20 protein-coding genes are annotated in these 21,757 nt (G+C 43.5%); 11 read left to right on the forward strand and 9 right to left on the reverse strand.

The features are described 5' to 3' along the window. Nucleotides 1-23: 23 nt before the first annotated feature. From LDO37_RS18890 to LDO37_RS18905, 4 genes are all read right to left on the reverse strand, one after another. On the reverse strand, nt 24-1,331 hold the full coding sequence (locus LDO37_RS18890) for an alpha/beta fold hydrolase (RefSeq protein ID WP_126608454.1): 1,308 nt from the start codon (nt 1,329-1,331) through the stop codon (nt 24-26). A gap of 56 nt (nt 1,332-1,387) precedes the next feature. Further along, nucleotides 1,388-1,816, reverse strand: a complete 429-nt coding sequence (locus LDO37_RS18895) for an MAPEG family protein (RefSeq protein WP_126608455.1) — start codon at nt 1,814-1,816, stop codon at nt 1,388-1,390. A gap of 243 nt (nt 1,817-2,059) precedes the next feature. Next, a complete protein-coding gene (locus LDO37_RS18900; RefSeq protein ID WP_126608456.1) occupies nt 2,060-2,371 on the reverse strand; it encodes a hypothetical protein in 312 nt (103 codons plus the stop codon). Beyond that, nucleotides 2,368-2,667 carry a hypothetical protein gene (locus LDO37_RS18905; RefSeq protein ID WP_126608457.1) on the reverse strand — a complete coding sequence of 100 codons (300 nt, stop codon included), beginning with the start codon at nt 2,665-2,667 and terminating at the stop codon, nt 2,368-2,370. The genes LDO37_RS18900 and LDO37_RS18905 overlap by 4 nt, the downstream gene beginning before the upstream one ends. A gap of 180 nt (nt 2,668-2,847) precedes the next feature. Here LDO37_RS18905 and LDO37_RS18910 point away from each other — a divergent pair, with 180 nt between their 5' ends. From LDO37_RS18910 to aroG, 5 genes are all read left to right on the forward strand, one after another. After that, nucleotides 2,848-3,252, forward strand: coding sequence for a DUF1801 domain-containing protein (locus LDO37_RS18910; protein WP_126608458.1), 405 nt, complete (start codon nt 2,848-2,850; stop codon nt 3,250-3,252). A 7-nt stretch (nt 3,253-3,259) separates the two neighbouring features. Continuing rightward, nucleotides 3,260-3,703 carry a hypothetical protein gene (locus LDO37_RS18915; RefSeq protein WP_126608459.1) on the forward strand — a complete coding sequence of 148 codons (444 nt, stop codon included), beginning with the start codon at nt 3,260-3,262 and terminating at the stop codon, nt 3,701-3,703. A 137-nt stretch (nt 3,704-3,840) separates the two neighbouring features. After that, on the forward strand, nt 3,841-4,236 hold the full coding sequence (locus LDO37_RS18920) for a DUF3224 domain-containing protein (protein ID WP_101115707.1): 396 nt from the start codon (nt 3,841-3,843) through the stop codon (nt 4,234-4,236). A 215-nt stretch (nt 4,237-4,451) separates the two neighbouring features. Beyond that, a complete protein-coding gene (locus LDO37_RS18925) occupies nt 4,452-5,474 on the forward strand; it encodes a GGDEF domain-containing protein (protein WP_126608460.1) in 1,023 nt (340 codons plus the stop codon). Between the two features lie 282 nt (nt 5,475-5,756). Next, the gene (gene aroG, locus LDO37_RS18930; RefSeq protein WP_126608461.1) at nt 5,757-6,809 is read left to right on the forward strand and encodes a 3-deoxy-7-phosphoheptulonate synthase AroG; all 1,053 of its coding nucleotides are present in this window, start codon (nt 5,757-5,759) and stop codon (nt 6,807-6,809) included. 119 nt (nt 6,810-6,928) lie between these two features. On the opposite strand, the gene LDO37_RS18935 is transcribed toward aroG, so the two are convergent. Further along, complete coding sequence (locus tag LDO37_RS18935; protein WP_126608462.1) at nt 6,929-7,558, reverse strand: thioredoxin domain-containing protein; 630 nt, start codon at nt 7,556-7,558, stop codon at nt 6,929-6,931. Nucleotides 7,559-7,835: 277 nt separating this feature from the next. On the opposite strand from LDO37_RS18935, the gene LDO37_RS18940 reads away from it, so the two are divergent. Both LDO37_RS18940 and LDO37_RS18945 read left to right on the forward strand, forming a co-directional pair. Further along, nucleotides 7,836-8,768, forward strand: coding sequence for a sugar kinase (locus LDO37_RS18940; protein ID WP_126609890.1), 933 nt, complete (start codon nt 7,836-7,838; stop codon nt 8,766-8,768). A gap of 132 nt (nt 8,769-8,900) precedes the next feature. After that, nucleotides 8,901-9,527, forward strand: coding sequence for a bifunctional 4-hydroxy-2-oxoglutarate aldolase/2-dehydro-3-deoxy-phosphogluconate aldolase (locus tag LDO37_RS18945; protein ID WP_126609889.1), 627 nt, complete (start codon nt 8,901-8,903; stop codon nt 9,525-9,527). A 166-nt stretch (nt 9,528-9,693) separates the two neighbouring features. Here the strand turns inward: LDO37_RS18945 and LDO37_RS18950 are convergent, their stop codons facing one another. Further along, nucleotides 9,694-10,179: a MarR family winged helix-turn-helix transcriptional regulator gene (locus LDO37_RS18950; RefSeq protein WP_104398543.1), complete on the reverse strand. Its 486-nt coding sequence runs from the start codon at nt 10,177-10,179 to the stop codon at nt 9,694-9,696. A gap of 530 nt (nt 10,180-10,709) precedes the next feature. Here LDO37_RS18950 and LDO37_RS18955 point away from each other — a divergent pair. After that, complete coding sequence (locus tag LDO37_RS18955; protein ID WP_101110611.1) at nt 10,710-11,018, forward strand: isoamylase early set domain-containing protein; 309 nt, start codon at nt 10,710-10,712, stop codon at nt 11,016-11,018. 49 nt (nt 11,019-11,067) lie between these two features. Here LDO37_RS18955 and LDO37_RS18960 read toward each other — a convergent pair whose 3' ends face one another. Then, entirely contained in the window at nt 11,068-12,879 is a 1,812-nt protein-coding gene (locus LDO37_RS18960; RefSeq protein WP_185829895.1) for a putative bifunctional diguanylate cyclase/phosphodiesterase, read from the reverse strand. 226 nt (nt 12,880-13,105) lie between these two features. Continuing rightward, nucleotides 13,106-14,626, reverse strand: a complete 1,521-nt coding sequence (gene exaC / locus LDO37_RS18965; RefSeq protein WP_126609957.1) for an acetaldehyde dehydrogenase ExaC — start codon at nt 14,624-14,626, stop codon at nt 13,106-13,108. A 246-nt stretch (nt 14,627-14,872) separates the two neighbouring features. On the opposite strand from exaC, the gene LDO37_RS18970 reads away from it, so the two are divergent. Further along, nucleotides 14,873-16,720: a sigma-54-dependent Fis family transcriptional regulator gene (locus tag LDO37_RS18970; protein WP_126609958.1), complete on the forward strand. Its 1,848-nt coding sequence runs from the start codon at nt 14,873-14,875 to the stop codon at nt 16,718-16,720. Between the two features lie 76 nt (nt 16,721-16,796). Here the strand turns inward: LDO37_RS18970 and LDO37_RS18975 are convergent, their stop codons facing one another. Further along, on the reverse strand, nt 16,797-17,684 hold the full coding sequence (locus tag LDO37_RS18975) for a LysR family transcriptional regulator (RefSeq protein WP_126609959.1): 888 nt from the start codon (nt 17,682-17,684) through the stop codon (nt 16,797-16,799). Nucleotides 17,685-17,994: 310 nt separating this feature from the next. Here LDO37_RS18975 and LDO37_RS18980 point away from each other — a divergent pair, with 310 nt between their 5' ends. Both LDO37_RS18980 and LDO37_RS18985 read left to right on the forward strand, forming a co-directional pair. Further along, the gene (locus LDO37_RS18980) at nt 17,995-19,203 is read left to right on the forward strand and encodes a multidrug effflux MFS transporter (protein ID WP_126609960.1); all 1,209 of its coding nucleotides are present in this window, start codon (nt 17,995-17,997) and stop codon (nt 19,201-19,203) included. A 313-nt stretch (nt 19,204-19,516) separates the two neighbouring features. Further along, nucleotides 19,517-21,640 (forward strand): sensor domain-containing diguanylate cyclase, encoded by a 2,124-nt coding sequence (locus LDO37_RS18985; RefSeq protein WP_126609961.1) that lies wholly within the window; start codon nt 19,517-19,519, stop codon nt 21,638-21,640. Nucleotides 21,641-21,757 lie beyond the last annotated feature (117 nt).

The raw sequence follows: 21,757 nt of genomic DNA on the forward strand, positions 1-21,757 counted from the left end.
TCCCAGCCGGGAGGTTTTTCATTTTAGCTGCTCGAAGTAGACGAAGGTAAGTGAGCGATTGCGTCGGTCATATCAATCAGCTTATCGAGAATACGTTCACCATCAACGCCGATGCCGTTGTGTTCGTATTCGTTGGTGATCCACGCTTTGCTGTTTGGAATGCCTGCCAGAGTCTCTCGGCTGTAATCCATTTCGACGTACATGTCGTCTGCGTACACAGCGCATGCGACTGGCACAGAATTACTCGCCAGTTTTTCTACATCGTACAGGCTGCCCCAGCTTGTTTTCTCTGCCAACAAATCTGCGGCTTGTTTGAGTGGCTGTAAACCTTGGAATTGGTCGAACATCCATGGGTACACCATTTCACCGGTAAACAAGAATGGTTTGCCCGTGTTGTAGTGGAACTCAGGGTATTCATCTCTCACACGATGTGCCGACCAAGAAGAGGCTTCATTTTGGTTGTAGATGGATTCATGCAACAAAGCGTAAATCGGGTTAGTGTGGAAAACCTGTTCTTGAAGCATGGCATTCAAAAAGCCAAAGCTCAGTGTTTCTTCGCCATTTACCGTGACAAAAGCATTTTCCAGTAAGTAATACATTGGCGTGTTAGCACCGCTTCGGCCAAGGTTGGCGCCAATTAACTGGAATTGTTCTACTGAGAATGTCTGACCATTTGGCAAGATCACATCATTGTTTAGAATGAAGTCTGCGATTTTCTGGCATTGAGCCTGCGCTGCTGGAAACTGCGCAAAGAACGCATTGTTTTTTTCGGTTACACGTTTGTATGTTGCACGATAAACATCGTCGGCGTGACGAACTAGTGAAGGAACGCCACCAGTTATTAGAGAACGTTCTAGTTTTTCTGGAAACATAGACAGATAGGTCAGAGAGCAGAAGCCGCCAAAACTTTGCCCAAGAATACTCCAGCGCTCAACACCAAATTGCTCACGAATCGCTTCAGCATCACGAACGATGTTGTCTGCTCTGAAATGGCTTAGATATTGTGCTTGCTGATCTGGACTTTGACCTTCTAAGGTTTGAAACGTAATGACGCTGCTATTGCCAGTGCCGCGTTGGTCTAGCAGTAAAACACGAAATTGCTGAAGTGCGCGCTTCACCCAACCTGAACTGCCATCAACCCTTGGTGAGGCAAAGCCAGGACCACCTTGAAAATACACCAACCACGGCAGCGATTCGCTGTCTTTATTGATGTCGACCAGTTCTCTGGCAAAAACGGAAATAGTGTCGCCATTGGGCTGTTGATAGTCTAATGGCAACTCAAAGGTGTGAGGACGAAAACGGACTTGTCCTTCAATAAATTCTGATCGCACTTTCTTCTCCTTCCATATGAAAGCAAGCAGAGAGTAGCAAAATTTATACGAGCTTGTTAGAAGCCGTTCAATCCTAGTGCGATGAACAATCCTAGATTTGCAATAAAACCAATCATATAGAAATAACTGCGTGGGCTAGGGTTACGTTCTGTTGCAATTACGTAGTACAGCACCATGTGAATTAGGCGCGCGATGGCGTAAATCCAAACGAAAACTGCCAGTGTTGTTGAAGACATACCGGCGAAGATTCCCAAGATAGCAGGGAGAACAAATACAGCGACGTTATCGAGTGAGTTTTGATGGGTGCGATGGCTTCGAAATACAAAGGATTCGTGGCTCAGTTGGCTGTCTACAATTCCAGGGACATAGTGTGATTGTTTGCGATGAGCAACAGAAGCAACAATGGCTTGAACTAATACAGTGAATAGAATCAACCACAAGCCCCATAGTGTGAAAGAGTACTGGGAAAAAAGTTCAGCAAACATAAGATCCTCGATATTTTGAATTTAGGCGGTATTTTGAATTTAGATTGTGCGCAATGTTTATTTTGTAAGCATATTAATTGTGCTCAACTAAAAAGTAAATAGATTGTGCGCAATTTAAATTGGTGTCCTTCCAGTACTACGAATAAATAACCGATGCCGTTCACTAGGGCGGGATGATCTTCCGAAGAATAGTACAAAAAAAGCCGCTACAAGAGCGGCTTAGAGAGAAATCAATTAGGGGAATTATTTGCAGAGTTTTTCTGACATGGTGTGCATGTAGACTTCTCTGTCTTCGTTGTTGTTTGCTACTTTGATCGCATCATTGATTTGATCGTTAGTGAAGCCGAAACGCTGTCCAACACTGAATACCATTGCAGGGCTGTCGTTATAAACGTGCATGTACATTTCATCCAGCGCGGTTTCGCATTTGTTTTCTTCAGCAAATGGAATGCCTGCGATGCTGTCCATTGTTGGAATAATAGAGTCTTCTGGATTCGTTGATACACAACCAGACATTGCAGAAGCGACAAGTAGAACGGAAAAGAACTTTTTCATGACGTAATATCCTCAAAATGAAATGTGTTGTTCCTTTTTGTGCCGCGTTCCTTGAGCACTAGAACACCTTTAGAAAATGAAAATGCCAGCTTGTGCGAGCAATAATCATAAACGTGCGAGACCAGATCTTCTTTGTGATGAATGATGGTTTGCGCTATGCCCATAATCGCCTGCATTTCACTTACGCTGGTACAACCTACAGTGAGATCTTGCTGAATCAACTCTGAGCGTTGCATATTACTGTCTGTATTAAGCGCGCCGTTTTGAGAAACGTAATTCGAAAATGTTGATGACATAAATAACCTAAAACTTCATCACAATGCGATAAATATCACATATCTTAGTCATTGATGGCGCGCATGCTAACACGCTGAAATATTAAACAGTGTAAGCGTTTGTAAGGAGATAAGAGCAGCCCACTTTAGGTTAGCTTAAGGTAAAGTTTGTGAACATGATGCCGGACGCAGGAGAACGTAATGAATCAGGATGTGAGTAAAGTTTTTGAACATTACCCCGAAGCCATTCGACAGCGACTTATGCAGGTAAGAGCTTTGCTGTATGACGTAGCAGCAGAGGAAAACTTGGGGGAAATAGAAGAAACCCTGAAATGGGGAGAACCAAGCTATCTTTCTCGACATGGCAGTACCGTAAGGCTGGGTTGGAAACAGAGCGAACCAGAGCTTTATTGTGTTTACTTTCATTGCCAAACCAAACTAGTTGAAACATTTAGAGAGCTATATGGTGATGAAATGACTTATCAGGGCAATCGCGCCATTGAATTTCACATAGATAAGCCACTCGCAGAACACCCACTGAAGCATTGCTTATACCTTGCACTAAATTACCATAAACTCAAAAACAAACCTTTGTTAGGAGCCTGATAGCCCCATGAATAATGTTTTAATGGCTGCGGCTATTATGAGCTTCTTTGCCGCGTTCTTGCATGGTTGCATAGTACTCGGTGGACCAGAATGGTATCGATTTTTTGGTGCTGGAGAAGGTATGGCTCAAATGGCAGAACAAGGTCGATGGTATCCGCACATTGTGACGGCTGGTATCGCAACGGTATTAGCCATTTGGGGAGTATATGCGTTGTCGGCAGCTGGATTTATCATTCCACTACCACTAACGAAATGGGTGTTGGTTGGTATTACAACGGTTTATTTAGCCCGAGGTATTTTTGGCATTGTTGCGATTAACATGGTCAATCACCCGTATTTAATTGAGCTACGTGAACAACAAACCTTTATGTGGGTGAGTTCGCTTATTTGCACTGTGGTAGGGTTGACGCACGCTGTAGGTCTTTATCAAGTGTGGTCGAAGCTTAATTAGTTTGGATAGAAAAACGGTGAGCTGTCCTATTTTTAAGAATTGGCTTCTTTTTTAGATATTTCTTATAGATGCACTCGCCAGCGAAATGAGGCAAGGATAAATTGGATTGGAAATACCCAAGTGACAAGGAGTGTCATATGAAATCTTTTTCAGGTGAATTCCACATTACAGCGTGGGATGAAAGCACCTATGTACAACGCGAGGGCGGATTTAAGCAATCGCTGGCCACGGTCACCCAAAATTATCGAGGTGGTATTGAAGGTGCCGGTGAGATTCAGTATCTCATGTGCCACCAAACTGCTGATCATGCTGTGTTTGTGGGTTATGAAATTATCACCGGAACCATTGATGGTAAAGCGGGTTGCATGGTGGTTCAACACAACGGGAAGTTTGAAAAAGGCGTGGCCAGCAGCCAAATGGTTGTTGTGCGCGACTCTGGCACCGGTGAGCTAAAAGGGGTAGAAGGTAACGGGCACTTTCATGCGGAAGAGTCGGGCAAAGCGCTATATCAATTTACGTTGAAGTTTAATTGAATCTTGAGCTGCATTACGATCCCCTGCCAGTATTTATTGATCCTACTTTTTCCATACGGCGGTAATCATACTGCTTGGAGACACGCTTTTGACTTCTTTTTCTTGAGTTTATTGCCAAAATGGTTTGATGTTAGCTATTGGACGTTCAATGAATAGCGCCTAGAATGATCTATACTTGTTCCGACAACAAAGGCGCACGACAGTAGTGATAACGCATGAGTAAAAAAGACATTCAAAAAGCATCTGAGAACCTGAAAAAAGCCGTTCCTTTGATGATCAAAAATCAAGTTCCTACTACACCGACTAACTATGCCTTGTGGTATACGTATGTTGATAATTCCTTGCCTGAACTAAACAAAGAGCTGGATCAAGTGGTGTCGGACTGTGGGCTTTGCCCGCCAGCGACGGGGGAAGCGTTATACAGAAACTACGTTGCCAGCAAGCAAGAAACCGATGTGCAACAACTTCGCACAAGTTTAGAAAAACTCATCACCGAAGTGTCTCATTCCATGAATGACACCTTAGCCAACACCAGTACCTTCCAAAAGCAGATGGACAGAAGTTTTGATAATCTTTCAAGGGTGGAAGATGAGGGTTTGTCGTTTGAAGAAGTCATGGGATTGGTGCGAAATCTGATTACGGAATCAAAAGACATTCGCTCAACAACACAGTTTTTGAATAGTCAGCTCAACGTCGCAAGCAAAGAAATTGGTGAGCTCAAATCTCAGCTTGCCGAATTCCAACAAGATGCGCTTTATGACGGTTTGACCAACTTATTGAATCGCCGAGCGTTTGATAAAGATCTTTCTACTTTTTGTCGTAATAACAGCGCATTCAGTTTGATCATACTCGATATAGACCATTTCAAATCTTTTAATGACCAGTATGGGCATGTCTTTGGCGATGCGGTGATTCGCTCTATCGCTAAACGCTTAAGAGGATCGTGTCGAGAAGGCATTGCAGCTTATCGTTACGGTGGTGAAGAGTTCGCATTTATCGTCCCAGATAAGAAGCTAAGATTGGCAATACGTTTCGCAGAATCAGTACGATCCAGCTTCGAGAAAATTAGTGTGAAAGACAAACGCAGCGGTCAGCAGGTGGATAGCATAACTTCTTCATTTGGTGTGGCTGAATTCCAAGAAGGCGAGTCGCCAGATTGCTTGATAGAGCGCGCAGACACTCAGCTGTATGAAGCGAAGCGATTAGGGCGGAATAGAGTGATGCCTATACCCAAGTAGGGATTGTTTCCAAACTTAAATAGATAAATATCGTTTTTCTAAACACTCGCCGTAATGCGAGTGTTTTTTTATACGTTATGTAATGACACCACGCGATAGCATCATCGTAATCTATGTCATGCCACTGAGTAAAAAGGAAAAGTGATAAAAAATCTTGCTTGAGAGAAATTAATCGTTGAAGTTCGTATTTTTAGCAGATAAGTTAACACTATTAAGGATTATGTAACAAAGTGTGCTGTGCCGTTCTGCAGTATAAATAAGAAAAAGACAGGAAGATGTAGTATGTACCAAACCGACGACGTTCGAATTAATAAAGTCAAAGAATTGCTGCCCCCCGTAGCGGTGTTAGAGAAGTATCCGACCACAGAAGTTGCATCTTCAACCACTTTTGAAGCGCGTACGGCGATTCACAACATTTTAGAAGATAAAGACGACAGACTATTAGTGATCATTGGTCCGTGTTCTATTCATGATACCGAAGCAGCGTTGGAATATGGCAAACGCCTAAAAACACTGCGTGATGAACTTAAAGGCAATCTTGAAATTGTCATGCGTGTTTATTTCGAAAAACCGCGTACCACGGTTGGCTGGAAAGGTTTGATCAACGACCCATACCTAAATGACACGTTCAAATTGAATGATGGATTGCGTATCGGTCGCAAGCTTCTGTTGGATCTAACGGATATGGGTATGCCGACGGCGAGTGAATTCCTAGACATGATCACGCCGCAATACGTGGCGGATTTAATCAGTTGGGGCGCGATTGGTGCTCGTACAACCGAATCTCAGGTTCACCGTGAGCTGTCTTCTGGTCTTTCATGTCCTGTTGGGTTTAAGAACGGAACAGACGGCAACATTAAGATTGCATCAGACGCCATTCGAAGCGCAAGCGCATCCCACCACTTTTTATCGGTGACTAAGTACGGTCATTCAGCCATTGTGGAAACAGCGGGTAACCCTGATTGCCACATCATTCTACGAGGCGGTAAAGAGCCAAACTACAGTGCAGAACACGTTGCAAAAATTAAAGATGAGTTAGCAGCTTCTGGCTTACCTCAAAAAGTGATGATTGATTTCAGCCACGCGAACAGTTCTAAACAATATCAGCGCCAAATGAACGTAGCCGACGATGTTTGCGCTCAAGTTGCTGGTGGTGAACAGGCGGTGTTTGGTGTCATGATTGAGTCGCACCTTGTTGAAGGTCGCCAAGATTTGGTTGATGGCAAAGCGGCAACCTACGGTCAATCTATCACGGATGCATGCATTGGCTGGGACGATACAGAAAAAGTGTTACGCCAACTTGCTGACGCAGTGGAAGCACGTCGCAACACATAATTACTATTCTATACACATCCATAAGCCAGCAGTTTGCTGGCTTTTTTTGTGTCTTTCTAAAATTATTGTGGATACCAATGGCTTGTGCTGTCGCCAACTAACGGGTTTAAAGCGAGAAATTAACTGGTGTGCTCGAAACTCATATTCACGACATTACTAATAAGTGTTTTGTAACCTTTAAAAGATGTGACTCTTTTGGGCGTAACTTGTAAGTAGTTTCCAACGATAACTGTGGGAACAGCTCTAATGGACATTTGCTCTGTATTGTTCACATATTCGGCAAGTTGAGTATGTACTTTGGGTGACATCATTTGTTTTTTAAATTCAACTGGTTCTATGTCTAATTTCTTTGCTACAAATTCAGCCAGTGTATCTACACACTGAGGCGCTTTGTTTTCCCTAAGAGCAATAAATAAATGGTGCGTATATTGCGTACCAAGGCCAAGCATTTGCGCCACTGCAAATCCCTTTGTAAACAAAGTATCGGTTTCGTCATTTGAGCTAAATACAGGGATTTTAGTTAAGCTGACATTTGACGGGAGTTGGCTCGATACTTCGGCATAGATAGGATCCATAGTTGCACAATGACCACATCGAAAACTGAAATAGACTCGTACGTTATTGTCTTTCTTTATGCCATACTCGGCAACGTTGTAATCCATTCCTTCCTTAAGATCATTAGCGAGTACAGTACTAGAACCACTCACTGCCACCAGTAAGATAATCATCGATTTTAGTGTATTAAACATTGAATTCGTCTACTCATCTTAAACAATATTTCCGATTATAATTTTGATGTTGGTTTTATGTAAAATCATTAGTTGAAGTTATTGGGTTATTTCTAAAGCAAATTCGATGCGCTGGAGGAGAGGTTAATGGTGCTCGGGATCAAATTTTAGGACATTTTTCGTACCAAAAACGAAACATAGATCTTTGAAATAGTGTTTGTGTATTTTTTTGAATGCTTTTTGGTAATAAAATGAAATGACGGTTTAAAAATTATTTAAAACTTGTTCTGGAATGGAAATGAAACGAATTTCAATCATAGGTGAATGCATGATTGAGCTGAATGGCGAACCATTTGGTGCAATGTGGCAAACCTACGGAGGCGACACCCTTAATGCTGCGGTTTACGCCAGCCGCCATCAGGAAAAGTACTCCACTAAAGTGGATGTTACCTATCTAACAGCTTTGGGTTCCGATGCGTTAAGTTATGGGTTGAAAAAGCGTTGGCAAGATGAAGGGATCAATACGGATTGGGTGTTAGAAGATGCCAACCGAGTCCCTGGTGCTTATCTCATTCAATTGGATGGCGAAGGTGAGCGAACCTTCTTGTATTGGCGTAATGAGTCTGCGGCGAGGTACCTTCTTCAGCACCCTAATTTTTCAGATTTGAAAGAAGCGTCGATGGGGGCTGATGTAACGTTTCTAAGTGGAATCAGCCTTGCCATTTTGCCTGATGATGACAAACCAAAATTGTACCAGTGGTTGAAGGAGCTCCGTCACGCAGGTTCAGAAGTCGCGTTTGACAGCAACTTCCGCCCGGCACTTTGGAAGGATACAGAAAGCGTAAAACAGGCTTACCTGAGTGTTTATAGAACCACAGATATTGCGCTGGTCACTTTCGACGACGAACAAGCGCTTTGGGGAGATACTACACCCGAAGAGACGTTCCAAAGGCTAGAAGCACTCGGTGTGCGTATTGTCGTGGTGCGATTAGGTGAAAAAGGCTGTTTAGTGCAGGATTTTTCCGATAAACAATCCGCGATTGAAGTACCCACTATCCCCGTGGAGAAGGTGGTCGATACCACATCTGCAGGAGACTCATTTAACGGTGCTTTCTTTGCTGCCTACTTGAATGGTGAGTGCTTAGCTGAATGTTGCAAGCAAGGTAATATCCTTGCAGGAAAAGTGATTCAGCATAAAGGCGCGATCGTGCCCAAGAGTGCCACAAATTAGTCACTAAAGTTAATGGCTTGAAACTAGAAGTTTTAGGTCACTGACTCTAAAAGATATACCCAAATTTTATACCCGATGAACGGTAATATTGTCATTAGGGAAGAGAACCCCAAGAAGAATTAAGGAGACATCGTGAGTACCATTAGTGAACAGTTAAAAGCGTTAAAAGTTGTCCCTGTCATTGCGATTGACAAGGCTGAAGACATTATCGAGTTAGGTAAAGTGCTCGCAGAAAATGGCTTACCAGTAGCCGAAATTACGTTTCGTTCAGACGCTGCCGTTGAAGCCATTCGCTTGTTGAAAGAATCGCAACCAGACATGTTGATCGGAGCGGGTACGGTATTGAATGCCGAGCAAGTAAAAGCCGCAAAAGCAGCTGGCGCTTCATTTATTGTTTCACCAGGTCTTAACCCAAACACGGTAAAAGCGTGCCAAGAAGAAGGCATTGAAATCGTACCTGGAGTAAACAACCCAAGCGCGATTGAAGCGGCATTGGAATTGGGTTTGAAAACGTTGAAGTTTTTCCCTGCTGAAGCGTCAGGTGGCATCAACATGGTGAAATCTCTTCTTGCGCCTTATACCGACATTGAATTAATGCCGACAGGTGGTATCAATACGAAAAACGTCAACGACTATCTGGCGATACCTCGTGTTATTGCTTGTGGCGGAACTTGGATGGTAGACAAAAAGCTGATTCAAGAAGGAAAGTGGGATGAGTTAGCGAAATTAACGCGTGAAGCGGTTGAGCTCGTTAATTAATCAAGCGTTACGAGATGAATTTTACGTATTCAAAATGCCAGCGTAATGCTGGCATTGTTGCTCTAGTGCTTTGTATACCAGTGTTTGTATACCAGTGCTTTATGGCATCACTGCAATTTTAATCACTCTCAAGCACGCTAATTCATTTAAAGTCGCTATAAACGGCTTAGTATTCGAAAATACTTGGGTTGTAGCGCATGACCATGCCTTTCATTGCTTCATGAATGATCTGCTGGTGTTCTTCACTTACATGGGCAACGGCTTCTTGCAGCTCGTTGTTGATGATTTTTGAAAGTTCGTCGTGAACTTTTTTGCCTTTTAACGTAAGGAAGATCTTTTTCGCGTTTTTATGCGTTGGATCTGGAGTCGAGGCGATGTATTCATTTTTTTCTGCGTGGCGGATTAAGCTGGTCATTGTGCCTTTACTGCGCTGCAATCTTTCTGCTAACACGCTTGGGCGAAGACCATCTTCATAATCCAGCTCCATTAGTACAAGAAGCTGCTCTACATTGATTTCTTTATAGAGCTTTTGGATTTCTAATTGAATTCGGTTTTGCATTTGTCGCGTTGCGATCCAGCTAATTCCAGCAGTAGTTTCGTAAGGTTTAGGTTTTTTATTGTCTGCCACTTTGTTGGCCCTCGACTTATTCATATGATCTATTGCAACATCTTAAGCATATCAAGGTTCGAAGTAAAAGGTATTTACTCAGTAAACTATTTTTTTGCGATCGATGAACGTTTGGTTTTATGTGAAATTGCATCCATTTTCAAACCTATTCGGATCAGGTTTGTGTAACTGGTTGAATCTTTTGATATCAAAGAATCTCGTCAACGTCAGCTACGACAAAATGTGGTCTTTTCTCGTATTGGTTTTACGTAAGATCTCCATCTAACTGCATTGACGCGTCCTCAATGTTGTTTCAAAATTCAAATTGATTCCACTTCAAGTTAATGGGTGAAAAAGCGGTTTATTCGATTTTCTGAGCGTTAAATTTTGCCCCATTGTTTCCGTTTTTTGATCGCCATCTACACTCAAACTTGATGGTTAATTGAGCGAGTTCTCATTCGAATGACTCAATACCACGAAAATCTATAACATCAACAAAAAATGCATGTTGCCTTGCGTTATGAGACTGGTTGAGTTATTAAAATTAGAAAACACGAAATAGTATGGAGTTGGTTGTGATTAACAAAAAGTTTTTTAAGACTAAGAATGAGGTTGAAGTAACGTTTGAGCTGGATGAAAAAGAAGCCAGCTCTGTAGCGATAGTCGCGGATTTTCTTGATTGGAAAGCGGCACCTATGAAGCGCAATAAAAAAGATAAGATCTTCAAATTCAAAACACGTTTACCGAAAGACCAAGAATTTGAGTTTCGGTATCTTGTGAATGAATCAAATTGGGTGAACGATGCGAACGCAGACAAGTATGTGCCAAACTCATTTGGTCAGGACAATTGCTTGGTTTCGACCAGAGAACGCTCGGTGAAATGATTCCCAGTATAGGTGGTGAAAATCGAGCCTAATAAGACCCCGAACTGATTCAGCTTCGGGGTTTTAAGTATTCAATCTTTTGCAATAATTGTGGTGGCGATAGAGGGCAGGAGAAAAGGTAACCTTGTATCGATGAACACCCCATTTCTACTAATTTCTTCAATTCTGATTCGGTTTCGACGCCTTCGGCAATGATATTCACTTGTAGCTGTTTGGCCAGTTCAACAATCAACTTGACGATTCGCTCTGACTTTAAGTTGGTGAGCATGTTTTGTACAAATGTTTTGTCAATTTTTATACAGTCAATATCGTATCGGTGAATGTAGTTCAAACTGGAATAGCCCGTTCCAAAGTCATCCAAAGCAATCCTAAAGCCTTGTTCATGTAATCCTTTCATTGCCAAACGAATATCACCGGATTGAGTCATGAGCACGGTCTCGGTAAGTTCAATGGTGAATTCATGGGCACTAAAATGATAGCGCTCTAAATTTTTAGACAGCTGGGAGAGGTACTGCTTGGGTTGCGCGAGTTCCTTTGCTGAGCAGTTCACACTGAGTTCGATAGAGTACCCCAATGCTTTTTCAAGAAAGACTTTGGCTTCGCAGGCAAGCTCGAAAACTCTTTCCCCTAATTTACTGATCATGCCTGTATGCTCTGCGGCTTCGATGAACTCATCGGGGGCAATAATGCCTAGCTTAGGGTCGTTCCAGCGGGCTAGCACTTCAAACTTGCGCCACGCTTCTCCATTTAATAATACGATAGGTTGTAAGGCGACGCTGAGTGCGCTGTTTTCAACGGTTGAACTTAGATCGTGTGTCAGAGCTTCAATCACTTGCGAGCGTCGAAGGTGCATGGCACTTAGGTGGCTATCGTAAAACTGAAGATCGCATTTCTGGCTTTGTTTACATAACTTCAAAGCGAGATTGGCCTTCAGCAGCAAGTCGTCACCATTTTCGGCATCTTCAAAACTGACGATACCAATGCTGATCGAGAAGTTGAGAACAAACGCTTCGTAGCAGAATCCAGCATTGAGTACATCAATGAGCGATCGGGCGAATTCTTCCACGCTTTCACTGTTGCATATCACAGCGAATTCGTCTCCGCCAATGCGAAATAGGGTGTCGACCTGATCAAAACAGCGTTGAATAGATTGAGTTGTATGCAATAAAACTCTATCAGCAATATGTGTACCGTATAAATCGTTGATTTCTTTAAACCCGTTAATGTCAATGAGAACGAGGCTAGAAGTATCACCTCCATTGGCCATTAAATGTTTCAAATGATGCGACAAAGAAAAACGATTATAGAGTTTGGTGAGGTTGTCTCGTTTGGTTTGCTCGCTTAGCTGGTTAAGCAAAGTATCGGTTTGTTCAACCAGCCACTTAGCACGCAATTGGTGAATAATTATTTTAGAGAACAGTTTATGGTAATGAATGATGGGTTGAGGGTCGCCGACTGGAGTTTTAAATGTGGATATGAGAATGCCCAGCGTTTTTCCTTGTTGGTTTTTTAATGGGTAACCTAAATAAGATTCAAGCTGGAGATCGACTAGAAAAGGATCCTGAGGGAAGTGGTTGTACGCTTTTTCAGGGTAGAAACAGAATTCTTTGTCGGCTTTCGTTGCTTGTTCACAAGGCGTGTTTTTAATGTCGTACTCTAAATCGCCCATGAGATCGCCTTCTTGAACATACGCCAAGGTTGAGGCAACGCGATTGAGTTCGTTCAATTCGACGACACAAGTACAAAACGAGTTTAGCTTTTTGTGGAGCAACATACATGTTTGCTCTAAAAGCTCATTTCCATCGAGTAAGAGTATGGTATTGATGTCACTCATACTGATGGTTGTATCATTGAAGTCCATTCTTTCCATGATCTGTCAAAACCCAGCATTGACGTGATTACTTATTCATCTGACATGAACATGCAAACCGCACGTTATTTTATAAAATGTGAATATAAAATTCTTATAGAACAGAAGTATAAGATGGAAAAAGTGGCACGAGTAAAAAAAATCCCGATCTGACTCTTTATTGAGAATATTATGAAATAGCGGTCATAAATGACCGCTATGAGTAGAAGGAAAGGTTCTAGAAAAAGCCAAGTGGATTTACGCTGTAGCTCACCAGCATGTTTTTTGTGTTTTGATAATGATCGAGCATCATTTTGTGGGTTTCCCGACCAATGCCCGACTTTTTGTAACCGCCAAACGCTGCGTGAGCAGGGTACGCGTGATAGCAGTTAATCCAGATACGACCTGCTTCAATGTTTCTCCCCATTCGATAGGCCAAGTTGGTGTCACGCGTCCAAACTCCGGCACCTAGCCCGTATTCGGTGTCATTAGCGATGGCCAGTGCTTCTTCTTCGTCTTTGAAGGTCGTGATGGCGATGACGGGACCAAAAATCTCTTCTTGGAACACGCGCATTTTATTGTTGCCTTTCAGCATAGTGGGCGTGATGTAGTATCCGCTTTCTAAGTCACCATCTTGGGATAAACTCTTACCGCCAATTAGGACTTCTGCCCCTTCTTGCTTTCCTATCTCCATGTACTTTAAGATTTTTTCAAACTGCTCGAGTGATGCTTGAGCGCCCACTTGGGTGTCGGTATCAAGGGGGTTTCCTTGCTTAATCGTTTTGGCGCGTTTTGTGGCTTTTTCGATGAACTTGTCGTAAATGGATTCGTGAATCAGTACACGGGATGGGCAGGTACACACTTCTCCTTGGTTGAAGAAAGCGAGCAACATGCCTTCAACGCATTTGTCTAAATATTCGTCTTCGTAATCAAATACATCAGAAAAATAGATGTTTGGCGACTTTCCGCCTAATTCGACGGTTGAAGGAATCAAGTTATCTGCCGCGCATTTGAGAATGTGATTTCCGACTTCGGTTGAACCAGTGAACGCCAGTTTGGCGATACGGTTGCTGGTGGCGAGGGCTTGACCTGCCTCTGATCCAAACCCGTTTACTACGTTGATCACACCTGGTGGAATCAAATCGCCAATCACTTCCATTAAAAGCAATATTGATGTGGGTGTTTGCTCGGCGGGTTTAAGCACAACACAACAACCAGCGGCCATTGCAGGTGCCAACTTCCAAGCAGCCATGAGCATAGGAAAGTTCCACGGAATAATTTGCCCTACCACACCAATAGGTTCTGGAAAGTGGTAACTTGCGGTGTCTTTATCTAACTCAGCTGACGTTCCTTCTTGCGCACGAATGCACCCTGCAAAGTAGCGGAAGTGGTCGACGACTAAAGGTAAGTCAGCATTTAAAGTTTCCCGCACGGGTTTGCCATTTTCCCATGTTTCTGCGACGGCTAATGCTTCTAGGTTTTCTTCAATACGATCGGCAATCTTCAGCAAAATATTGGATCGTTCCGTCACACTCGTATTTGCCCACTGCGCGCGGACTTGGTGCGCAGCATCTAACGCTAATTCTATGTCTTCAGCGGTTGAGCGTGCGACCTGACAGTAGGGCTTCCCGTTTACTGGGGAAATATTATCGAAGTATTCGTTCTGAGTGGGTTTGATCCACTTTCCACCGATGTAGTTGTCGTACTGTGCTTTAAATTGGACCACCGATCCTTCTTTTCCGGGTTGAGCGTAGATCATTGTTCTATTCCTTTTTATTGGGTTTAACTCAGCATTAAGTTGATACAAGACGAACGTATCTTGGTCTTTCAATCGCAAGCTTTACGCCAATCTAGAAAAGTTTGTTGTTAATGAAATGTAACGTTATGATTGTTAAGTGGTTAACATTTAGGCGTGGGCAAGCAGCAAATAAAGGTTCCCTCCCGACGTATTGCTGAATTGTCACACTTTGGAACACAGGGTCTGTCTCAATATGGAGCAGTTGTCATGCTCGACTCTTTAAAAAATATTCCTAGTTCAAACTGGTTGGTGGAATCATGGAAGCGAAGTGAATCTGCTGGTCTTGTTACAACCAAAAAACCTCAGCATATCCGATTGGATGGTGCGCAGTTATCAGATAAAAAATACCGTGCTAGGCAGTTAATCAATGCGGTTGAGGCAGTCGCGTATCCATTATTTCAGCAAGTGTTTCAGGGCACGGATAGCCGCCTAATTTTGACCGACCAAGAAGGCGTGATTGTCGGGTCTTGGGGGCAAATGAGTTTTCAAGACAGGCTACACAACATTGCGCTGGAATTGGGAGTCTGTTGGCAGGAGCGCCTAAAAGGCACGAACGCCATTGGTACAGCCATTACTGAAAACCGAACCATTTCTGTGATTGGTGGCGAGCACTTTATACGCCAGCATCGTTTTATTAGCTGTACGGCAACCCCTATTTTATCAGGGGCTGGTGAGGTACTTGGGGTGCTGGATATCACCAGTGAACAAGCCGTACACGGGCAAGATACTCAGGTTTTACTGCGTAATATGGGGCAATTGGCTGAGAATTGGTTGCTGAACAATATGCAAGATTCCCGTATCCGGCTAGAGTTTGCGATGAGTGAATCTTTATTGAATACGGGTTGGCAAGGTGTTGTTATCGCAGACGATAGCGGGAAAGTGATTGCTCACAATCAGTTTGCAAGCCGCATGCTGCAATCTGATGAGATCGTCGGGTTACCGCTGGAACGTTTGTTAAATAGTGAGGCGTTCTCAGATGATGTGAACCCTATGGTTTTTCGCACGGAGAGCATCACACCTAATGCCGTACCTTTCAAGGCATTCGGGTCTCAAGTCGTCGATTCAAAGCCTTCTGCGTCTAGCCTTAAATCATTTAGTGTAAATAGCGCTACTAGCCAAAAGAAACCAGGCTTTCATTTGCACTTTGGCGACGATGCCATGGCAAAGGTTTGGCAACAGGCGAGTAAGCTCATAGATAAAGACATCAGTCTTCTTATCCACGGTGAAACGGGGACAGGTAAAGGTGAATTGGTTAAGGCGCTTCATCAACACAGCTTCCGATCCCATCAACCGTTGGTGGCTGTGAATTGCGGTGCGATACCCAATGAATTAATCGAATCCGAGTTATTTGGATATGAAGCTGGTGCGTTTACCGGATCAAACCCCAAAGGGGCGATGGGCAAGGTGAGAGCGGCTGACAGGGGCATACTGTTTTTAGATGAAATTGCGGACATGTCACTGGGTGCTCAGTGTCGGCTTTTACACGTTTTACAGGACAGTGAAGTGATGCCCGTTGGTGCGACAAAAGCCGTACCTGTCGATGTTCGAATTGTAGCTGCCACTCACAAAGACTTACCTGCCATGATTTCGAAAGGTGAATTTCGACAAGATCTTTACTATCGGTTGAATGGGCTCATCCTCAATATTCCACCATTGCGAAACAGACAAGACAGAACCGAATTAATACAGCGTATTCACCAAAACTATTCTGAAGGTGAGCAAGTATTGTCTGCTGAGTTACTGGCGTTTTTGGACGGTTATTCTTGGCCGGGTAATTTACGTGAGTTAGACAATGTGTTGAAAGTCGCAACCTTGCTTTCAGAGGAAGCAGCTGAGTTGCGGGTGTCCCATTTGCCTGAACATATCGTTAACGCGCATAACTCGATCAAAACAGACGCGCATTCTAATCCAGAAGGAACACTGAGCGAGCTTGCCGATGCCAAGCTCTTGAGTGTGTATGCCGAGCAAGGTGAGAACGTGAGTCGGACGGCGAAAAAACTCGGTATCAGCCGACAAACGTTATATCGAAAACTCAAGCGATTGGGTTATGAATAGTGACCAGTTTGCTAACAACGATCAGTCTTTCTGTTAATTAGCCACTTTCTGATACTTCGCTGCTTTCTGATAACCGTTAGTGCCCTTTCTCCTGTTCGAGTCTTTGCTTTAGGTGCTGAATAAAAAGCTGCGTGCGAGTGTGTTCGTAATCGAGTTTTGGGTAGTACGCATATATAGTGGTGGTTTCTGTTTTTAGACCAGGCAGCACTTGCACTACTTCACCAGAATCCAGCATATCGCGAATCATCATTTTACTGGAAATTAGGATCCCCATACCCACTTTCACGGCGTGGTATAAGGCTTCAGGATTGGTTGTGGCGAAATTACCCTTGAAGGTGACTTTCTTCTTATTCTCAAAGAAAAACTCTCGCTCCAATTGCTCTCCCCAGATCAGCATATTGTGGTCTTTTAAATCCTCGACATGTTCTGGCGTGCCAAATTGCTCCAAGTAATGGGGAGAGGCAAAGAACTCAAATGGATATTCAAATAATGGGGTGGCAATGAAGCTGAGTGAGTTCATTTGCTCAAGCTCTCGGCTTATATATACATCGAGATCCAGTTCGGGTAACTGACCGGGTACAGTTGTGGTCAGTTGTACTTTGATGTCTGGGTACTTGGTGAGAAAGTCATCCAAATATCGAACAATAAATCGCGACCCTACTGCAACGGTTGCCCCAATTTTTAAACGGCCAACCGGAGCCTGTGTAACGGAACGGGTTTCATCAACAATGGATTGCCATTGTTCCATTTGGGACACCGAGCGTTCAAAAAATAGCGCTCCTGCTTCCGTTAAACTGATGGATCGCGTGGTGCGCTTGAGCAGTTGTGCACCAACACGGTCTTCAAGCCATAGTACGCGCTTACTAATGGCTGAGCTGGTGGTATTTAAACGCCTCGCAGCACCATTAAAACTGCCTTCTTCGACGACTCTTATGTAGCTTTTTACACATTGCATCCAGTCCATAGCTCATCCATATTAATTCCTGATAGGACGTAATCACTTTCCTAGATACCTGATTATCATTCATTGATAACAAAGTAAACTGTTTATGTTTTCACCTCCGATCCCTAATTGGATAAAAAATTGCCTTTGGATACTTTTAAATTGTCCAGATCTATTCGCCTAGAGCGATTCACTTAGATCTATCCAGCAAGAAGCATCTATTTAGGTCAGTCCACCGAGAGTTATTTAACGAGGGTAACTCGCGCGACGTTTATACGAATATCTAAAACCAGTGCGGGTATCCAAAATCAAAGCGAGTAATCAAAATATAATGAGACAAGAGACGTTCAGTAAACTCCCACTTATGCTTGCGATGATGGTGATCGCAACAGGTCAGGTTGGTGTCAGTATCTACTTGCCAGCACTGCCAGAGATGAGCCAGCAATTTGCAGATTCGCCACTCGATATCCAATGGTTGGTGACGATCTATATGGTTGGTCTTGGTGCGGCGCAATTGGTGTATGGCCCTGTGGCTGACTCATTGGGAAGACGTCCTATTTTTATATTTGGTCAGGGTTTATATCTTGTAGGCACGGTGATCTGCGTGTTCTTGCAGCACGATTTAAGCTGGATTGTATTTGGACGTTTGTTACAAGGGCTTGGAGCAGGCAGTACAGCAGTGATTGCAAACAGCATTCTCAGAGACTGCTACAGCGGTAATCGACTCGCCAAAGCACTTTCTTATGTCTCCATAATGGCGTCCGTTATGCCAATGGTGTCACCGGTCTTAGGTGGGTGGTTAACGTGGCAGTTTGGTTGGGATTCGGTCTTCATATTTGTTTTTATCTACGTCGCGTTTATATACATAACGGGGCTTTTGATATTGCCAGAGACACTGCCTTACCCTCCCAAAATGCCCCAGCTGTATACGGCGTTTAAATCGTACGCAGAACTCATTAAAACCCCACAAGTCCTAGCAACCACGACTTACGGGTGGGTTAACTTCTTAATGATCATGATGTCGTTATCGGTTATGCCTTACTTAGTGCAAGAGCAATTATCAATCAGCGCGGCGCATTATGGTGTCATTATGATTGTGCCATCTTTTGGGTTGATGATTGGTAGTGTATTGCAAAACATGCTTAACCGACGATTAGAACCCAAGTCCTTGCTAGGAACAGGCTTGGTGATGGCATTGGGCGCGGCTTTATGGATGTATTTTGCACCTGTGAGTGTCTTTCATTTAGTGGGGGCGTTAACTGGGTTGGCGATTGCTCAAGGGTTGATGTTCCCGGTCATCAGCCGAATGCTACTAGAGCCTCAAAAAGATAAAGCAGGTACTGTCACGGCATTGTCTGGATCGCTACAAATGTTGATTACAGGAGTGTTTGGTGGTGTCGTTGCATCAATGATTACGTCTAAAGAACTACTTGGCGCATTTTTGTTGGTGGGGACGCTGAGTTTATTGGTGCTCTATGTATTGCAATTGCGATGTAAGCACTTATACCCAAGTAACCTCAAGATGCAGGATTCATCTTGAGGTTACTTGGGTATATATCTAGAAATAACGACAAACAAGGTATTATCCAGCCAGCTCATATTTATATAATTAACACTAATTCATCTCTGTTTTATAACTGTCATTAATCTGCACATACAAGTGGTGTAATTCTGTGATGTAACACTGGCTGTGATGTTGTGCCAAAAATTTGCTTTGAATCGCGAATTATTCAATTCATCGACCGAAAAACGTGGATTTAGTAACATGTCGCTGTCCGCTGTATTGCATAAGAATTGCCCTCTAGTTAACGTTGGGTATAAACATAATAAAATACGGCTAGCTGGGTGACATTTTGGATAAACACGCATTATTGAGAGTTGTCTCTTCAGCTCGCGATCATAAAGTGATCGCAGAAGAACTATTCAATTTTCTATCCGAACATTTCTCTCCCCATGCGATGTATTTTGTTCAAGCTCCTTCTACCGACCATCACCCCAAACCTGGGTTTTCAAAAGGAGAGTTTGTTGCCCCTTCAAGCTTTCCGTCTACGTTTTGGGCATGGGCAGCTCAATTTGATACATCCGATGGCTTAATACCTTTAGAAATTAATACGTGCTCGTGGAATTACAAAGAAACACTGAATGGAGAGTGTTTCTTGATGATGTTTGATAATCATCCCGAGTGGCGCACTTACCTGTTTGTTGAAGCGGTCGACCCAGAAAAATACCAAACCAATACCACCAAAGAATTTTTAGATATTTTGAACATTACTGCCGCTCGTTGGCAGTGTTTAAGAGCAGAGCGAAACGCATCACTGGAATTTAAGAACCGTGACATGCGTGAAGCAAAATACCTAGACGAGATTCGCCAGCGTGAAACCTTCATCCAAAAGATGAAATTGGTGCAGCAAGTCGCGTTAGAGCTTTCCAACCCCGCCTCTCTGGACGACTTATATAAAGGGGCTGTTGAAGCCATTCGAGACCGCTTGGGGTTTGATCGCAGTGTGTTTATGCTTCTTGATATGAAAAAGCGCTGTTTTACCAGCACTTATGGCACCACCGAGCAAGGCGAAACGCAAGAAGAGCACCAATCTGTATACGATCTCCATCAGCTTGAAGATGACTATATCGAGGCCTTACACAACCATGAAACGTCGTTGGTGATAATGGAAAATGCACCACTTTATACGACGGGAAGTGTGGTCGGGCAGGGGTGGAATGGGATGCTCATATTAAGAGATGAAAATGAGCCGGTTGGCTGGATAGCAATTGACAACTATATTCATCGCGAACCCATTACCGCCTATCAAAAAGAGATGCTGAAGTCCTTTGGTTCTCTGCTTTCTCAGATCTACATTCGTAAGAAACAAGAACAGAATATTCGGTTACTTCACTCCAGTATGGTGGCGTTATCTCGATGCACTACCGTAAATGAGGTGTGTAAATCTGCAGTAGACTTTGCCATCAACAACCTTGGGATTGATCGGATGGCGGTTTTTTTGACCGACCCAGAGCTTACTCATCTTCGGGGTACATGGGGAACCGACATCCAAGGAAATGTAGTGGATGAAAGCTACTACGAAACCAAAATGCAGCGCGACAGACCCCTAGTCTCGACGGCAATCAACAAGCCTAATGCGCTTTCACTTGAAGAATCTGTCCCCATTTACCACGATAAGCGAATTGTCGGTTTTGGTTGGACAGCCATGACCATGCTAAAAAGCAGCTCAGAAGGACCCATTGCGTTTCTTGCTGCCGATAATCTGCTAACCCGCAAACCCATGACAAGCCAACTTCAAGAAATGATGTTGTTGTTTGCCTCTAACCTCGCTGAAGTTTTGCAACGCACTCGAGCGCAAGAAGCCATTCGAACGTTGAACGAAAATCTAGAGCAGCAAGTGCGAAACCGAACTCTAGAGCTAGAACTTGCAAACCAGCAGCTTGAAGCCCTGTCGAGCATAGACCCACTCACACGTCTTGGGAACCGACGGCAATTGAGTAAACACATGGACGATATTGCCACTCACAAATCCGGCTCACCACAAAATATCGGTTTAATATTGCTCGATATTGATCATTTTGGCTTGTTTAATCAGGAGTACGGGCATTTGGAAGGGGATATTGCCCTTATTCGACTTGGGAACATCCTAAGTAATTTTTGTGACAGCAATGACGAGACGTTTTGTCGTATTGGCGGTGAAGAGTTTGCCTTGCTGCTTTCGGACACTACCGAGAGCAAAACACGCAAAATAGCCGAGAAAATTCGAAAATGCATTGAGACAGACGGCATCCCACATGCGAAAAACGACAGCTCATCCGTATTAACGGTTTCAATCGGTTATTTAACTGAGTCGGTTTTGCCATCCAAGTTCGACTTCGACTCTATGTATTCCAAAGCCGATAAAGCTCTGTATCAAGCGAAAGATCTAGGGAGAAACCGCATAGTGAATGCTTCGGATGTTGCCATTGTGATTTAGTCTCTATCCATCACCGATTGCGCCCTTGTTTTATTTGCATCGACTTATTATTCACAACATTCAAGCGTATAAACGATAAAAGCCCCAACCTCTTCCAAGGATGGGGCTTTTTATTAC

Origin of the sequence: Vibrio penaeicida, from assembly GCF_019977755.1 — a bacterium.
Lineage (GTDB): Bacteria > Pseudomonadota > Gammaproteobacteria > Enterobacterales > Vibrionaceae > Vibrio > Vibrio penaeicida.

What these genes read in the sequence shown, in the direction of transcription:
- LDO37_RS18980 (WP_126609960.1), top strand. Translation starts at nt 17,995, where the DNA reads ATGAGACAAGAGACGTTCAGTAAACTCCCACTTATGCTTGCGATGATG.
- LDO37_RS18970 (WP_126609958.1), top strand. Translation starts at nt 14,873, where the DNA reads ATGCTCGACTCTTTAAAAAATATTCCTAGTTCAAACTGGTTGGTGGAA.
- LDO37_RS18940 (WP_126609890.1), top strand. Translation starts at nt 7,836, where the DNA reads ATGAAACGAATTTCAATCATAGGTGAATGCATGATTGAGCTGAATGGC.
- LDO37_RS18975 (WP_126609959.1), bottom strand. Translation starts at nt 17,684, where the DNA reads ATGGACTGGATGCAATGTGTAAAAAGCTACATAAGAGTCGTCGAAGAA.
- LDO37_RS18950 (WP_104398543.1), bottom strand. Translation starts at nt 10,179, where the DNA reads ATGAATAAGTCGAGGGCCAACAAAGTGGCAGACAATAAAAAACCTAAA.
- LDO37_RS18920 (WP_101115707.1), top strand. Translation starts at nt 3,841, where the DNA reads ATGAAATCTTTTTCAGGTGAATTCCACATTACAGCGTGGGATGAAAGC.
- LDO37_RS18935 (WP_126608462.1), bottom strand. Translation starts at nt 7,558, where the DNA reads ATGTTTAATACACTAAAATCGATGATTATCTTACTGGTGGCAGTGAGT.
- LDO37_RS18910 (WP_126608458.1), top strand. Translation starts at nt 2,848, where the DNA reads ATGAATCAGGATGTGAGTAAAGTTTTTGAACATTACCCCGAAGCCATT.
- exaC (WP_126609957.1), bottom strand. Translation starts at nt 14,626, where the DNA reads ATGATCTACGCTCAACCCGGAAAAGAAGGATCGGTGGTCCAATTTAAA.
- LDO37_RS18915 (WP_126608459.1), top strand. Translation starts at nt 3,260, where the DNA reads ATGAATAATGTTTTAATGGCTGCGGCTATTATGAGCTTCTTTGCCGCG.
- aroG (WP_126608461.1), top strand. Translation starts at nt 5,757, where the DNA reads ATGTACCAAACCGACGACGTTCGAATTAATAAAGTCAAAGAATTGCTG.
- LDO37_RS18960 (WP_185829895.1), bottom strand. Translation starts at nt 12,879, where the DNA reads ATGGACTTCAATGATACAACCATCAGTATGAGTGACATCAATACCATA.
- LDO37_RS18895 (WP_126608455.1), bottom strand. Translation starts at nt 1,816, where the DNA reads ATGTTTGCTGAACTTTTTTCCCAGTACTCTTTCACACTATGGGGCTTG.
- LDO37_RS18905 (WP_126608457.1), bottom strand. Translation starts at nt 2,667, where the DNA reads ATGTCATCAACATTTTCGAATTACGTTTCTCAAAACGGCGCGCTTAAT.
- LDO37_RS18925 (WP_126608460.1), top strand. Translation starts at nt 4,452, where the DNA reads ATGAGTAAAAAAGACATTCAAAAAGCATCTGAGAACCTGAAAAAAGCC.
- LDO37_RS18900 (WP_126608456.1), bottom strand. Translation starts at nt 2,371, where the DNA reads ATGAAAAAGTTCTTTTCCGTTCTACTTGTCGCTTCTGCAATGTCTGGT.